This window comes from Laspinema olomoucense D3b, from assembly GCF_025370785.1.
Lineage (GTDB): Bacteria > Cyanobacteriota > Cyanobacteriia > Cyanobacteriales > Laspinemataceae > Laspinema > Laspinema olomoucense.
Map to the genome: position 1 here is coordinate 140261 of NZ_JAMXFA010000005.1, position 15668 is coordinate 155928.

Sequence of the window (15668 nt, forward strand, 5' to 3'; positions counted from 1 at the left end):
GCTTTCATAAACAGTTTATTATAGCATCCATGCTTCGCAATCCCCGGATTCTGGAAACCGGGTTTTTGCCCAGTTTCCAGAAATTCTGGGTCACCCTTCAAAAAACTTGGGTTCTCGTCAGCACTGATGGCAGCATCTCAGTCTACCAATTGTCCCCAGCACCCCCACCGCCACTGTCCCCGCCGCCAAAGTCACTGCTATCGCTACTACTACTGCTACTACTGCTACTATCGCTACTGCTGTAGCTACTGCTACTATCGCTACTACTGCTACTATCGCTACTGTAACTATAAACCGGAGGTGGGGGAGGCAAGGCAGGAAGGATGATAGATTGGATACTTTCGTTGCCGCAACAGTGGCAGCGATCGCGAATCTCCTGACTGCCGGTACTATAGATTGTCGGTTGCTGAATCAATTGTTCGGTGCGAGTGACAGTTAATTCCTGACAGATGGTACATTCCAAAATGCCGGAGTTTTGAATATAACCGCGAATGTGAACCTGGTGATTGCCGGATTGGGGGTAACAATTAGTACATTGCCACCCGATAAATTTGACGCTATCGAGGGTTTGAGCGGTGGTTTCCGCTGGGGTGAGTAAGGATTGCAAGGGGTAACCCTGGATTTGGTTTAGGGGATAGCGGCAAACCAAACAATGAGCAGGGCGATCGCACTCGCGAGTTCCCCCGATGTTCGGTTGGTCCTGAACCCGCGATCGCCCGGTGGGTTGGAGGAATACGGCATCGGCGGGAGGTTCCACAGGGGGAATATCTTCGAGGAGTTCTTCGTGGCGATCGCAACAGTGGCAATCCTCGGTGATCCATTGTTTCCCGGGTTTATTCCAGGTGGGTTGTTCCACTATTTTTGTCACTTGGCGGGTGACAGTTAATTCTTGACAAGTGGGACAATGGGTGACATTAGATAACTGAGTTTCATAACTAAGAATTTGAACCCCACCTATGGGGTGACTGGGATAGCAGGTTGCACAAAATACCCCTTTAAATTGAACACTTCCTAATTGTTGGGCGACTCGTTCCGGTGGGGTTAAATGGGAGTCAATTTCCGGTTCTTCTAGGGTTTTTAGAGGATGTTTACACTGATTGCAATAAAGGCGTTGCGGGTTTTGAAACAGTTTTTGTGAACGCGATCGTCCAGTGGGTTCGATGAAAATTCGCTGTTTTTGCCGATAGATTGTTCCTCCGGCGATCGCCGCTAATCCGCCCCCTCCCACTAACAGCAAAGGTATCCAATCCCTGGGAATAGCTTCGGTTTCCACCTCACTCATTAAGGGTGGGGGTTCCGCTGCGATTACACCGATTAATGCCTGGGTTCCTGCTACAATCCCTCCCTCAAAATCTCCCTCGCGGAATCGAGGAGTCACTTGAGTTTTAAGAATAGTCCCAACTTCAGCATCTGGCAGCACGCTCTCCATTGCATATCCGGTTTCAACTTCTACCCGGCGCTCACCCACAGCGGTTAAAAATAACAGTCCATTATCGGCTCCATCTTTGCCAATTCCCCAGTGATTAAACAGGTCCGTTGTAAATGCCTTGGGACTAGAGGAAGGAGCCGTAGTAGGCACGGTCACTACGGCAATTTCTGCCCCTGTAGTTGCCTCTAATTGCGATATCATCTGGTTTAATTGATTTTCGGTCTCACTGCTGAGAATATTTGCCATATCGCTCACCCATCCCCCATCTTGTTGCCGGGGATTGGGAACTTCTTGCACGGTTAAAGCATGACTGAAAAGGGGAAATATTATTAAACAAAATCCGAACCAAATTCCCCAAAGCGTTCGCTTCATTCGATTGATTTTTGTAAACATAAGTTAATTTTTTACTCCCGTTTGCAAATTTAATGTTAGGGTAATTCACTTCTGAAAAGGTAGCACATATTAAGAGAAGGGGTGACTAGAATACCCGTTAAAAATCCCCTCCAGCACCGCCTCCACCACTGCTACCACCGCCAAAATCACCACCGCCACCGCCACTGCTACCACCGCTATAACCACCCCCATAACTACTGCTCGTGTTGTGGGTTAAGCGAGGAATTTTTTGCTGGTTATCCTCGCGATAATTGCAAGATTGACATTCATAAAAAAGCTGAAGAATTCCTTCTGTTTCATAGGTTGCTTGTTGCAGCGTTTTTTGTTCCACGACAATCATCGTGAATTCTTGACAATGGGGACATTCACTAAAGCGATGCTGATTGAGTAAATAGCGCCTGAGATGAAAGTTAGATGAATCATCGGGATAGCATTGGGAACAATGCCACCCTTCAAATCGGGTACTGCCTAATTGTTGGGCGACTTGCTGCGGGGGAGTGAAGCGATCGCACAGAATGTCTGGATTGAGCTTAATTAAGGGAGTTTGACATTTCTGGCATTTCACCGGCAGTTTGGCTCGAAATCGGGCGATAATCCAAGGAGAAACAATATAACTCACTGCGATAGAAACTAACACCCAGATGAATAAGAATAATCCGGTCACTTCTGCGAAACTAGACAAGGGGAGGGAAATAGTGTAGCTGATTCCATAATATATAGGTTCTGCAATAGAAATAATTAATAGAGACCAAAAAGAAAGAAAAATGAAAGTTAGAACAATTGCAATTGTTTTTGAGTGAAAAAATGGCGTGTTTACTAAGACATTAGTGGTGACGTAATGATAGATCGCCCGCCATAGATTGACTACAAAAAATAAGGAACCTACTCCTAGGGAAATGATGGCGAATCCACGCCACAGCATCCCCGATGGATCAGCGATGAGGGTAAGCAAAATTAGGGCGAAGGAGAGACTAAAGACAGCACAATAAATCCACCCATAAACTCCTGTTGTGAGGCGGTTGTCGGACTTGCCGATAACCAGCGATCGCCCTTTCGGTTCTAGGGATAGCGGTTGCTGTGTCATGGATTGGACTTTTTTATAGCCACCGAAAGACAAGACAAAGGCAACCAGGGAAGTAATCCCCAAGAAGGGGGTGGGAGAGGAGGGTTCGGCTAACTCCGGTTCTGAGGGAATTCCTGATAACTGGGTTACTAAGGCTTGAGTTCCCGCTAATATGCCTCCATCCCAATCTCCTCCTCGCAGTTTTGGGGTGATTTCCGTGGTAATAATGTTACCAACCTCGGCATCGGGTAAAAGTCCTTCCACTCCGTATCCGGTTTCGATTTCAACTCTTCTATCTCCGACTGAGGTCAAAAATAAGACGCCATTATCTACGCCTTCTTTGCCAACTTTCCACTCATTAAACAGTTCCGTGGTAAACTCTTTCGGAGTGGGCGAGGGGGCGGTTTCCGGGACCGTTACCACGGCAATTTCTGCACCCGTGCTTGCCTCCAATTCGGATATCATCTGATTGAGTTGAGCTTCCGTACTCTCGCTGAGGATATTCGCCATATCGCTCACCCATCCCCCCGATTGTTGCCGGGGATTCGGCACATCTTGCACACTTAGGGCGTGACTGATAAGGGGAAAACCAATCATAGATAAACAGAGTAAAATAGTCCAGATTATTCTTCCTGGAGTGACTTTTATCCCAAAATTTGTCCGGATTATTTTGAGCAAGGGCGTCATAATTGCGAGCCTCAAATTTTTATCAACGGCTTGAAATATCCTGAAATTAAAGGATATCAATTCATAAATCAGAAAAATGGAGAGAATTTTTAGACTAAACTTGACTCGGGACCCAAAAACCCAGTCATCATATTAGGCTGGAATTATCAAAAATAGTGGGACTTAGCCCTCCTCTAGCTCAAGGAGACTTCTGGCATCACTCCTGGACTCATGAGGGAGAGTTGCATTACCTCGCTACATCCTGGCATTGATTGAGATAAATTAGAAGAGAATTTAACATTTTGTTATGAATTGGGTAGAGGGGGAACGATGAAGGATTCTAATTCTCAAATTCCTGAAGATATGGCCCAAGAAGTGCTAGAACTGGCTTCACGCTACTATTCTGGGTCTCAAAATAGCTATTCTCAGGAGCAATTGCAAGAGGCGGGGGCGGATGTACAGATTCCCCCAGAGTTTATAAATAAAGCGATTCAAGAGGTGCGGGAAAAACGCCGGATTGAGGCGCAAGGGCAACAAGGGGCACAGGAACGGCAAAAAACGGTGAAAAAGGTGGCGGCAGGGGTGGCGGCTGCGATCGCCCTCTGGGGAATTTTTACCTATAATTCTTTGTCAAGCAGTGCCTCTGATGTGGAGGCAAGTTGGGCGCAAGTGGAAAATCAATTCCAACGGCGGGCGGATTTAATTCCGAATCTGATTAGTGTGGCAAAGGCACAAACTGCCGCTGAACAAGAAACGATCGCCCTGTTGATGCGATCGCGAGAAAATTATCTCCAAGCGCAAAATTTACCGGAAAAACAAGCAGCGATCGCCGAAATTAATGTGGCAATTAATCAATTTAATCAATCTTTCGCGACGAACCCTCAATTGCAATCCTCTCAAGCATTCCAAAATCTGAGTTATGAACTCGCCGGAACCGAAAATCGCATTGCCGTGGAGCGAATGCGTTACAATGAAGCGGTGCAAGCCTACAATCAAAAGGTGAGGGCTTTTCCCAATTCCCTGATTGCTGGCTTAACCGGATTTAGTCCAAAACCATTTTTTGCCGCAGAGAATAAAGAGGTTCCGAGACTGGATTAATTTATGAAATTAGGCAACTTCATTAAACTAGGCACTTGCTCTCTGGGCATTATTTTAGCCTGTACCCTATCGGTCCAAGGGGGAGAAATCAACCCTCGAAGTCCGGGGGTTGAGAGTTTATTTTCCCGAGTCTTACCCCAACCCCAAATTTTGCAAGAATTGCGGGAAGCCAATGTAATTTATTTAGGGGAAACTCACGATAGCGCAGCGGATCATCAAGCGCAATTGCAGATTATCCAAGAACTGCATCGGAACAATCCCAACCTAGCGATCGCAATGGAAATGTTCCAGCGTCCCTTTCAAGGGGCGATCGACCGCTATTTACAAGGAGAAATTACGGAAACTGAACTGATTGCCGAAACAGAATACGAGCAACGCTGGGGATTTCCTTGGGAGTATTATGCGGAAATTGTGCGCTTTGCTAAAGACAATCAGTTGCCCATTTTAGCCTTAAATGCACCGACGGAAGTCATCCGAAAAGTAGCACGGGATGGGTTAGAAGGGTTAAGCGAACAGGAGCGAGAATATATCCCACCCTTTGCCGAAATTAAGACGGATAATCTGGATTATCAGCAGATGGTGCGTGAGGTGTTTGAACAGCATCAAGCAGCAGCGCATGGGTCGAGTTTGAAGTTTGAGAATTTCTTTTTAGCGCAAGTGCTGTGGGATGAAACAATGGCTGAGACGATCGCCAATTTTGTGAGGGAAAATCCTCAGACTCAGGTGGTGGTTTTAGCGGGACAAGGGCATATTGTGTATGGGTATGGGATTCCCAGTCGGGTGGAGAGACGAGTGGGCGATCGCCTGGGAATGGAACCCTTTGTCCAGCGCTCTTTATTATTTAATCTTCCCGAAGAACTGCACTCAACGGGCGATCGACCCATTGCGGACTATTTTTGGGAGCACTGAGGATGGGGGGATGGGGGGATGGGGAGGATGGGGAGGATGGGGAGGATGGGGAGGATGGGGAGGATTAAGAATTTTGTAGTAACGACTTGCTGTGGTTTCCACCTCATCTCCCCTATCTCCCGGATCTCCCCTATCTCCCCCATCTCCCCCACCCTCCCCATCTCCCCCATCTCCCGGATCTCCCCTATCTCCCCTATCTCCCCTATCTCCCCTATCTCCCGGATCTCCCCCATCTCCCCCACCCTCCCCATCTCCCCCATCTCCCCCACCCTCCCCATCTCCCCCATCTCCCCCACCCTCCCCATCTCCCCCATCCCCTACCCCAATGATTTAACAAAGGGTTCAAATACAGGCAGGAGTTCCGGTTGTGCGGTGACGAGAGTGGGGAAGGAGCGATCGCCGTAATTGGTGCCGGGGGTTAGGGGGAAAATGGGTCCGGGTTCTAGGGGACGCCAGACGGCACCAGCAGCTTGGATGATGGGCAAAACTCCGGCAATGTCCCAGATTTTGGGCGTTGCTTCGACACCTCCGAGGGTAATTCCAGCAGCGACGGTGAGGAAATTGTAGCTGGCGACGCCTAACATCCGAATTTTGCAGGGGAAATCAGGTTGATAGTTGCCGATACTGCGGGAACAGAAGCTAAAAAATTGGTTAGCATCCAGTGGATCGGAACTGCTGTGAATCCGGCGGCGATCGAGAAAGGCTCCTTGGGGTAATTTCAGTCCCGTTGTGCCGGACCAGAACCCGTGGAACGATTGATGGAGGGGGGGTAAATGGACATATCCAAAGACGGGGATACCGCGATACAGCAGGCCAAGAGAAACCCCCCATATCGGGATACGGCGGGCGAAATTGGTGGTGCCGTCGAGGGGGTCGATAATCCAACACCATTCGGTATCGGGAAAGATATGTGCGGATTCTTCGCTGAGGACCCCATGTTCGGGGAAGCGATTGGCGATCGCATCGCACAGCTCGCGATCGGCCCATTTGTCCGATTGCGTGACTAAGCTGCCATCGGCTTTTTCTACTGCCTGCACTTGGCCGAAATCAGCCATTAGCTCTTTACCGACCTTATTCGCGGTCGTCTCCGCAAAGTGTAGAACTTGATCCCAAAAATCAGTCATTGGTTTTTGATAAATTGCGAATGTACAGTTGCTAATAGCCGATTGAATCAAGGGAAATGAGCGGATCGGGTCTTAATTCCCAGGTGCTTCAGTCTAATTCACCGGCCATCACTGCCGCGATCGCATCTTTGGCATTCTGGCGGAACTCGTGAATATTGACTCGTCGCAGGAGGAAAACCGCTAGAATCATCCCCGCAGCTTGGGTGGCAAACACGAGAGCATAGGACAAAACAGGTGTCCCAAATAGGAAGCGACCCACATCCAAAACCGCACCACCGGAAACCGTAGACAGTCCTCGGGCGATCGCCTGAGCTAATCCCCAGGCCCCGATAAAGGTCCCGGCTGTTTCTGCGGCAGTTAGATCCAGCATCAAACTAATGGCACCCGTGGTAATAATACCCGATGCCAAACCGTATAAGAGTAAGGATCCCATCAACATTTCTGGTTTTTCCGTAAATCCGGCCAGGATAATCAGTCCCAAACAGACTGCAGCACAAATACAGCCTAATTTGGTGGTATTTTGCTTACCCAAGCGCGGAACCACTAAAAAACCTGTGGCGGCAATCCCCATCAGCGTCCCCATTCCAAAGAAGGCATTCAGTTGAGTTGTTTCTGAGATTGGCATTCCGAAGACTTCCCCACCGTAGGGTTCCATGACGGCATCTTGCATAAACAGACTGATGCTCATTACCAGCAGAAAGGTAAAAAATATCCCCGTTTGGCGACTGGCAGTCAAGACGCGCAGGGCCTCACCCAAGCCAATTTGGTCGTCTCGGTCTCCAATATTTGACCGGGTACCAAAGCGGGAATATTTTTTCTCCACTCCCACAGTGGCAATCCCGCACAGGACAAGTACGATCGCCGGGACAATCACAAACAAACGGTTGACGGATGCCTGTAGCTGTTCGATGGGGGTATCTAGGGTGATTTGCTTGAGTAAACCACTGCTAATGATCGCCCCAACGATAATCCCTACCATCAGCATGGACCAGACGATACTCACCAGTTTAGGGCGATTATCCTCATCGGAGACATCCACCAGGAGGGCCGCAAAGGGGGTGGAACTCAGACTCAGGGCCAGACCGTAGACCCCAAAGGCTAGGGCCAGAACTCCCGCCCAGAGGTAAGTTGTCGGACTCCAGCCGGTTGCCTTCAAACTGCTGCCGAGTTGCCACACAATTTGGACCGCTATGAAGGAAATAGCGGTAAATAGGGCGGCGCCTATCCAGACATAGCCGCTGCGATGGTGACCCCATAAGGGTTTGGAGTCGGACATTTGACCAAACCAGATGCGAGTGGGACTGACAAACTGGTGCATGGCGATCGCCCCAGCGGCAATCAACGCGGGGACTCTGAGTTCTTCGATCATCACCCGGTTTAGCACCCCTAGGGTTAGCAGGGACATGATACCCAGACCCATTTGAAATAAACCCAGGCGAAACATGGTTGCTAGGTCAATTCTGGGCTTAAGGGTTTCCTGATCTGGGGCGGATGTGGAATGGGAGATATTGCCAGTTGCCATAACGAATTGCAGGATTATCTAACAACAGCTTACGCTTTCATAATGTTAGGATAATTCCTGCTGGAGAGATAGAGGGCGAATTCTGCCCTAAAATAAGGTTAAGATTTGATGCGCGAGGACTTGACTTTTAGCCGAATTTCTGATAATTATTGGGCCGCTTCCAGGGTGGGAGAGCAAGCGATCGCAACCCTCTCCCATTCCCTGAATTGACTCAACCGGCTAGATACTCATAGGACCCGATATCGATGAGTCCATTGACGATGCGATCGTACCCGTCTCCCCGTTGGTCAAAGGGAAGGGGTGATATATACGGTGAGGGAAAAGTTGCATCACCGGCATTAATGGCGGGACTCCCAAGTTGTAATCGGTGAGTGGGAGTTGTTCCCCCGTAATTGGCTAAGGGGTCTAGCAGGGGATTGACATCCAGGATATCCGTTGTTGGTGCAAATCCACTACCTCCGGTTGGATCACCAATTAGGTTATATCCTCCCGAGGTTAAAATCCCGGAAAAATCGGGGTAGTTTGCATTGGACCGCTGATTCCCTGCAATAATACTATTTTTCGCATAAACTGTACCTGCCTCATTCGCAATTCCTCCCCCGCTACTGGGAAATTCGGCGGGGGAAGAAATGAGATTGTCTGATACCGTTGTACTGGATAAAGTGGCAGTTCCATTATTATTATAAATCCCCCCACCTCCATAAGTTGTAGCAGTATAAGCTGTGTTACCCGAAATCGTACTATTGGTGATATTGAGGGTTCCGCTATTCCAGATCCCCCCACCTTCCAGGGGCGAGAAATTATTAGAAATTGTGCTAGATACGATGTTGAGTTGACCTCCGAAATTGAAGATTCCTCCCCCACTGCCACCCCCCGAATTATTATTAACGACACTGTTGGTTAACTGGACCAAACCTCCGTTATTATAAATGCCACCCCCGGGCTCACCTACACTTCTACCATTCGCGATCGTCAAGTCATGAAAGCTTGCCGAAGCACCATTGTTGACATAGAAAACTCGATAAAGATTATTTCCGCTAATCGTTAGCAGATTGGCACCAGGTCCGGTAAATGTAATAGAACTATTGATTGCAGGTAAAGGGGAACCCAAGATAATCTCTCCATTGACTAAGTTCATCGCAATCACCGGGGATCCGCCCTGGGTATTGGCATTGGTAATAGCTTGTCTTAATGAGCCATATCCGCTATCGTTGGTATTTAATACAAGGGCATCATCATCAAGGATGAGAGACGTACCTCTATCTGAAGTACCAATATTATAAGCACCATTGGTTAGAGTAATGTCCACGGTTTCATTGGGTTCAATGGATGTTTCGAGTCGAGGAGTCAGAGATAGACTTGCCGTTGGAGAACCTGGTGCAAAGGTTATGGTTCCTGTTGTATTAAACATATCTGCACCCGCTTGAGTATAATCCCCTGTCCCATCCATCATAAATGTGGCGCTTCCGCCAATGTTGAATGAGGCGACTAAAGGGCTACTTAAGGGGACATTCACGCTATCAGTGCGGGTAAAAGTATAGGTTATCGCTGTTCCACTATCTTCATATACGCGATCGGGCGATACTCCCAGGGTTACTGTAGGAGTGAGGGATAGGGGGGACGTGACAGTGAAACTGCCCAGATTTGAAGCAGGAACAGTGTTGCCACTGGTATCGAATACCTGATTTCCCACGAGGGCGATCGCATAAGTGCCATTATCCCCACTATCCCAAGTACCACCGGGCGTCGTCACCTCATAAGTAACGGTGCGTGGTGTACCATTTTGACTGCTATTGACACTCACTAAAGTCGCTAAAGTGTTGAATCCATTGGGTCCCGTAACTTGGATATCCGAACTATCTAAACTACTAATATCAAGCGCCACATTATCCGCATAATCCACCGTAAAACTGTGAGTCGTTCCGCCACTGGTATTTACATCCGTAACCCCCAAATTACTTGCTGTAGGTGCGAGGGTATCCAGATTCACATTAAAACTGCCGAGAGTCGCATTGGGAATGGTATTACCACTGGTATCCGTCACTTGATTAGATTGTAACAGGACGGTATAATTGCCATTATCTGCCGTATCCCAACTGCCTCCGGGTGCAGCAATTTGATAAGTTACAGTGCGCGGTGTGCCTTCGCCGAGGGGATTTACACTCACTAATGTAGCTGGAACTTGGGACCCATCCGGTTGAGTGACCCGAATATCAGAATTATCTAAACTACTAATATTGATTGCCACATTATCCGCATAATCAATGGTAAAGGTGTGACTTGTTCCTCCAGGGATTGTAATATTTTCAGCGATGAAATTAGACGCGGTGGGAATATTAATCCCGCCATCATCATTAACCAGGGTATAAATCGTGGTGCTTTGAGTTCCCAATCTTGTACCATTGGAGGGATTGACTAATTGCAAGGGGATGGTTTCATTCGGTTCATTCACCAAATCTCCGACAATCGCTATCACGACATCGCGATCGCCACTTTCCCCATCGGCAAAGGTCACCGAAATCGGAAAGGTTGTCGTATAATCTTCCCCTGGAGTCGCCGTCCCCACCGGATTATCTAACACCACCTGTACCGTGACTTCCCCATCACTGCCGCCACTGCGTCGGATTTTACCCACAACCGTATTTGCTGTAGTGCCACTGTTGCCTTCTAATCCACTAGAACTGGCGCTGATGAATTCTAACAGTCCCGGTTCATGGTCTAAAACTTCTAAAGTTGCCGTTGCAGTTTCCCCTAATACTGCCCCATTAGAAGGATTAGAAAGCGCAACTTGCACGGTCTTGGTTCCCTCTAATAAGTCATCATTTAAAATAGGAATGGCCAGGTTTTTTGTAGTTTCCCCTGGATTAAAAGTCAGAGTTCCTTGGGTGGGAATATAATCCGCATCTGCCGTCGCCGGATTAGTGGTATTGGGAGGTTGGGTCGCATAATTAACGCTGACTGTCCCGATCGCACTGTCACGAGTAACGGTAATTGTCGCGCTTCCTCCATCTTCCCGGATGCTATAGGTGGATGTGCTAAATTGAATTTTTGAAGGGCGATCGTTATCGAGTAGGGTTAATGTGGCTGTATTTTCACTCCCTAATGATGCGCCTCCTGTGGGATTAAATAAGGTTAAATTAACTGTTTCATCCCCTTCTATTACCGCATCATCCACAATCGAAACTTCAATGGTTTTAGGGTTGGTATCCCCATCGCCAAAGTTCACTAAAATAGGTGTATTATCATAGTCATCGGGAGCAGTTGCCGTACCATCGGTGAGGGGAATAGTTGCACCTACTGCACCCGCACTCCCTTCTATCCGTTCTACAGTGATGGTGATGACGGGATTACCATCTTCGTTCACTGCAAATTGACTCGCCGTAAATTGCAGCTTTCCTGGAATAGTTTCATCTGGTGGAATCGGATTATCCGGGGTATTAGGATTATCCGGGATATTAGGATTATCTGTTGGAGTTCCAGGTTGGGCAATCCATGAAATGACCCGTTCAGGACGGGCAAAGATAATGAGGGGTTGTTCCGTTGCCTCTGCTGTGGGAATTTCGGTTTCTTCTACTGGAGTTTCTGCGATCGCCTCTGGGACAAAACTAGGCGTTGCCACATTCAGCAAAATAGCTAAATATCGCCCAGTATTCCGGTCCTGGATAATCGTATCTTTGGCATAATTTTCCGTTCCTTGAAAGATATTTAACCCTTCAAAGGTGAGTCCCCCAGTGAGTTCCAGTTTATCTTCTAAGGGATTAAAATCCGTAATAATCGCTGCTTCTGGTAAAGTGCCACCGCCTAGAGTTGGAAACAGAATAAAGGTATCTTTGTCCTTGCCTCCGGTGACGGTATCTGCACCCCATTCCAGATAAAAGCTGTCGAATCCTGCATCTCCAAATAGGCGATCGCCTCCCAATCCTCCAATTAAAACATCCTCCCCCTGTCCACCATAGAGGATATCATTGCCATTGCTGCCATCTAAGACATCATTGCCTTGACTTCCGGCAACCAAGTCATTGCCATTCCCGCCAGTTAGACTATCATTTCCTTCATCCCCGTAGAGGATATCATCCCCATCTGCACTATTGAGGAAATCATTCCCTTGCCACCCATACAGAAAATCATTGCCCAGAGTTCCGAGTAAGGTATCATCGAACGGTGTGCCTTGAATGACTGTCATAATGTTTGAGTTGCCCTTGTTAACTGGAAAAAATGTGCTAGTCAATTAGTTGGCGATCGCCTGGATCAAGTTCCATCCCTGAAAGAATGAAAATCCAACCCTGACTCCTACTTTCTCTGTTATGCGCGATCGCCCCCTCGAATGTCATCCGTATTGTTATGTATTTAGATTCCGAATTGGGGGAGTAGTTCAAACTGGCGATGGTATCCTGGAGGGTGATTTCGATTAAGTGAGGCAAAGAAGAAGATTCCCAGAACGGTGCTAGAGTCAAAAAAATGCGATCGCCTCGGTGAGAAAGTAGAGGGCGATCGCAGTTTCATTCTAGGATAGGTGAGTCAGGGATAGAGAACCCAGAGAGGCGATCGGGGATAACGCCTTTAGATGACATTGACATTAAAAGTTGTAGCCCCCAACACCCCACCGATGCCATCGGATACCGTAAACATCAAGCTATCACTCATCGATGTCCCCGCCATCGGAGAGAAATATATCTCGTTGTCTGTGCCATCAGAGCCGTACCAAACCACGTTAGACCCGGATATTTGGGGATTGGAGTCATCAGTGCTATTATTCGTCAGTTGGGTGGTGCTAGTTCCATCGTAAAAGTAGATCTCGTTGTCTGTGCCATCAAAGCCGTACCAAACAACGTTAGACCCTGATATTTGGGGATACCAGTCAGTAATGCTATTATTTGTTAGTTGGGTGGTGGTGGCGTTATTTCCATCGTAAAAATATATTTCCTCGTCTGTGCCATCATAGTGATACCAAACTACGTTAGAACCTGATATTTGAGGGTTAAAATTCTCCGTGCTATTATTATTCGTCACTTGGGCGGTGGTGGCATTATTTCCATCGTGAAAGTATATATCAACGTCTATGCCATCATAGTTCTGCCAAACCACGTTAGACCCTGATATTTGGGGATTGTAGTCATCAGTGCTATTATTCGTCAGTTGAATGGTGCTATTTCCATCGTAAAAGTAGATCTCGTTGTCTGTGCCATCAAAGCTCTGCCAAACCACGTTAGACCCTGATATTTGGGGATTGGAGTCATCAGTGCTATTATTCGTCAGTTGAATGGTGCTAGTTCCATTGTAAAAGTAGATCTCGTTGTCTGTGCCATCAAAGCCGTACCAAACCACGTTAGACCCTGATATTTGGTTACTGTAGTCATCAGTGCTATTATTCGTCAGTTGAATGGTGCTAGTTCCATCGGAAAAATAGATCTCGTTGTCTGTGCCATCAAAGCCGAACCAAACCACGTTAGACCCTGATATTTGGGGATTGTAGTCATCAGTGCTATTATTCGTCAGTTGGGTGGTGCTAGTTCCATCGTAAAAGTAGACTTCGTTGTCTGTGCCTTCAGAGCCGGACCAAACCACGCTAGACCCTGATATTTGGGGATTGTAGTCATCATTGCTATTATTCGATAGTTGAATTAAGCCGTGAGTGTACCTCATGGGGGTGCTGTCAATGTCAGCTTGGGTAAAAGTATCATTGACAAACAGGGGGGTACTCTCCAACCTAAGCTGTCCGTTGGCCGGTGCATTGACCAGAGTATAAGTGAGCTGTCCTGGGGTGTTATCTTGGTCAGTGACTTGGAGTAGACTATTCGTAATCCCAACTATCCCCCCTTGAGTCACACTCAGGGGTGAGTTCCTGACCAATACTGGCGGGTCATTGACATTATTCAGGGTAATGACAAAGTTTTTATCAATGCTGAGACCCCCCGCATCGGTACTGCGGAGGATAATCGGATGACTGGTTCCCGTTTCATAGTCTAATAACGTACCATTGGCAACGGTTAGCTGATTTCCTGATATCCCAAACCGTCCTCCGGCATTATCCACCAGGGAATAAGTGTAAGTGTCTGCGGTATCCGGGTCGGTGGTGGTAAGATTCGCGATCGCCGTCCCATTGCTACTATTCTCATTCACCACCGTGTTGGATACCCCCATATCCGTTGGCATTTCATTCAGATTCGTCACCGATAGGGTAAAGGTTTTATCAAAGGTTAAACCTCCCGCATCCGTAGTCCGAACCGTGATAGGGTGGCTGTTTCCCGTTTCATAATCTAATAACGTACCATCGGCAAGGGTTATCTGACTTCCCGAAATCGCAAACCGTCCTCCGGCATTATCCACTAACGAGTAGCTGTGGGTATCTGCTGCATCCGGGTCAACCGTTGCTAAATCTCCCAATATCGTGCCATTGGAACTATTTTCAGCAAGTGTAATATTGCTAACAGAAATATCGGTGGGTGCGTTGTTAGGAATCGTTTCGTTAACATTGCTAACGGTGACGGTGAACGCTTTATCGAAATTATTTCCCCCTGCATCAGTGGTACGAAGGGTGATGTTATGGATGGTAGCAGTTTCGTAGTCGAGTAAGCTACCATTGGCAACGGTTAACTGATTTTTAGATATCGCAAACCGGCCCCCCGCATTATCCAGTAAGGTGTAAGTATGGGTATCGGTGGTATCCGGGTCGGTGGGAGTAATGGTGCCAATTAAACTGCCGTTGGCGCTATTTTCGGCAACGATTAGATTAGAAACCGCCAAATCTGTCGGCACTTCATTGACATTATTGACCGTGACGGCTAAGGTTTTGTTAAAGGTTTGACCCGCAGCATCAGTAGTTCGCACCACAATATTATAAGTGTTGGCTGTCTCGAAATCCAATAACGCACCATTGGCGACGGTGAGTTGATTTCCAGCGATCGCAAATCTGCCGCCTGCATTATCTACTAAGGAGTAGCTGTGGATATCCCCGGCATCGGGGTCAGCGGTGGTGAGGGTGCCGATTGCCGTTCCATTAGCACGATTTTCATCAATGACACTATTAGATAAAGCGATATCTGTCGGCGCATTATTGGGAGTTTCTTCATTAACGTCGGTGACGCTAATGGTAAAGGGTTTATCAAAGGTATTCCCCTCCGAATCGGTTGTTTGCAGGATAATCCCATGACTCGCGGTAGTCTCGAAATCGAGTAAGGTCCCGTTAGCAACAGCTAATTGATTGCCACTGAGGGTAAACCGTCCCCCAGCGTTATCGATTAAGGTATAAGTATGGGGATCTCCAGCATCAGGATCCACCGTTGATAAGGCCGCAATTATTGCGCCGTTGGCACTGTTTTCGGCAATGCTGGTATTAGAGAGGATAATATTAGTCGGGGCCTGATTGCCTGGGAGGGTATCGTCAGGTTGATTGCCTGGGAGGGTATCGTCAGGTTGATTGCCTGGGAGGGTATCGTCAGGTTGATTGCCTGGGAGGGTATCGTC

At 47.7% G+C, this 15668-nt stretch carries 10 protein-coding genes; 2 read left to right on the top strand and 8 right to left on the bottom strand.

Going from position 1 to position 15668, the window contains the following annotated elements; translation table 11 throughout:
• Positions 1-142: 142 nt before the first annotated feature.
• The gene (locus NG792_RS05160) at positions 143-1801 is read right to left on the bottom strand and encodes a TPM domain-containing protein (RefSeq protein ID WP_261234762.1); all 1659 of its coding nucleotides are present in this window, start codon (positions 1799-1801) and stop codon (positions 143-145) included.
• A 118-nt stretch (positions 1802-1919) separates the two neighbouring features.
• Positions 1920-3482, bottom strand: coding sequence for a TPM domain-containing protein (locus NG792_RS05165; protein ID WP_261234763.1), 1563 nt, complete (start codon positions 3480-3482; stop codon positions 1920-1922).
• A 399-nt stretch (positions 3483-3881) separates the two neighbouring features.
• Here NG792_RS05165 and NG792_RS05170 point away from each other — a divergent pair, with 399 nt between their 5' ends.
• Together NG792_RS05170 and NG792_RS05175 are read left to right on the top strand one after the other, a co-directional pair.
• The gene (locus NG792_RS05170; RefSeq protein WP_261234764.1) at positions 3882-4649 is read left to right on the top strand and encodes a LemA family protein; all 768 of its coding nucleotides are present in this window, start codon (positions 3882-3884) and stop codon (positions 4647-4649) included.
• Positions 4650-4652: 3 nt separating this feature from the next.
• Positions 4653-5558 carry a ChaN family lipoprotein gene (locus tag NG792_RS05175; protein ID WP_261234765.1) on the top strand — a complete coding sequence of 302 codons (906 nt, stop codon included), beginning with the start codon at positions 4653-4655 and terminating at the stop codon, positions 5556-5558.
• On the opposite strand, the gene NG792_RS05180 is transcribed toward NG792_RS05175, so the two are convergent.
• The 6 genes from NG792_RS05180 to NG792_RS05205 form a co-directional block, all read right to left on the bottom strand.
• Positions 5540-5872: a hypothetical protein gene (locus tag NG792_RS05180; protein WP_261234766.1), complete on the bottom strand. Its 333-nt coding sequence runs from the start codon at positions 5870-5872 to the stop codon at positions 5540-5542. The genes NG792_RS05175 and NG792_RS05180 overlap by 19 nt on opposite strands.
• Positions 5873-5875: 3 nt before the next feature.
• Entirely contained in the window at positions 5876-6682 is an 807-nt protein-coding gene (locus NG792_RS05185; protein ID WP_261197416.1) for an inositol monophosphatase family protein, read from the bottom strand.
• Between the two features lie 88 nt (positions 6683-6770).
• Positions 6771-8204 carry a BCD family MFS transporter gene (locus NG792_RS05190; RefSeq protein WP_261197417.1) on the bottom strand — a complete coding sequence of 478 codons (1434 nt, stop codon included), beginning with the start codon at positions 8202-8204 and terminating at the stop codon, positions 6771-6773.
• 211 nt (positions 8205-8415) lie between these two features.
• Positions 8416-12387 (bottom strand): Calx-beta domain-containing protein, encoded by a 3972-nt coding sequence (locus NG792_RS05195; RefSeq protein ID WP_261234767.1) that lies wholly within the window; start codon positions 12385-12387, stop codon positions 8416-8418.
• Between the two features lie 37 nt (positions 12388-12424).
• A complete protein-coding gene (locus NG792_RS05200; RefSeq protein WP_261197419.1) occupies positions 12425-12625 on the bottom strand; it encodes a hypothetical protein in 201 nt (66 codons plus the stop codon).
• A gap of 139 nt (positions 12626-12764) precedes the next feature.
• Positions 12765-15668 (bottom strand): cadherin domain-containing protein (locus NG792_RS05205; protein WP_261234768.1); only part of this gene is annotated, 2904 nt, incomplete at its 5' end.

Coding starts and splice junctions, on each gene's coding strand:
- NG792_RS05175 (WP_261234765.1), top strand. CDS start 4,653: ATGAAATTAGGCAACTTCATTAAACTAGGCACTTGCTCTCTGGGCATT.
- NG792_RS05160 (WP_261234762.1), bottom strand. CDS start 1,801: ATGAAGCGAACGCTTTGGGGAATTTGGTTCGGATTTTGTTTAATAATA.
- NG792_RS05185 (WP_261197416.1), bottom strand. CDS start 6,682: ATGACTGATTTTTGGGATCAAGTTCTACACTTTGCGGAGACGACCGCG.
- NG792_RS05190 (WP_261197417.1), bottom strand. CDS start 8,204: ATGGCAACTGGCAATATCTCCCATTCCACATCCGCCCCAGATCAGGAA.
- NG792_RS05180 (WP_261234766.1), bottom strand. CDS start 5,872: ATGGGGGAGATGGGGAGGGTGGGGGAGATGGGGGAGATGGGGAGGGTG.
- NG792_RS05165 (WP_261234763.1), bottom strand. CDS start 3,482: ATGATTGGTTTTCCCCTTATCAGTCACGCCCTAAGTGTGCAAGATGTG.
- NG792_RS05170 (WP_261234764.1), top strand. CDS start 3,882: ATGAAGGATTCTAATTCTCAAATTCCTGAAGATATGGCCCAAGAAGTG.
- NG792_RS05195 (WP_261234767.1), bottom strand. CDS start 12,387: ATGACAGTCATTCAAGGCACACCGTTCGATGATACCTTACTCGGAACT.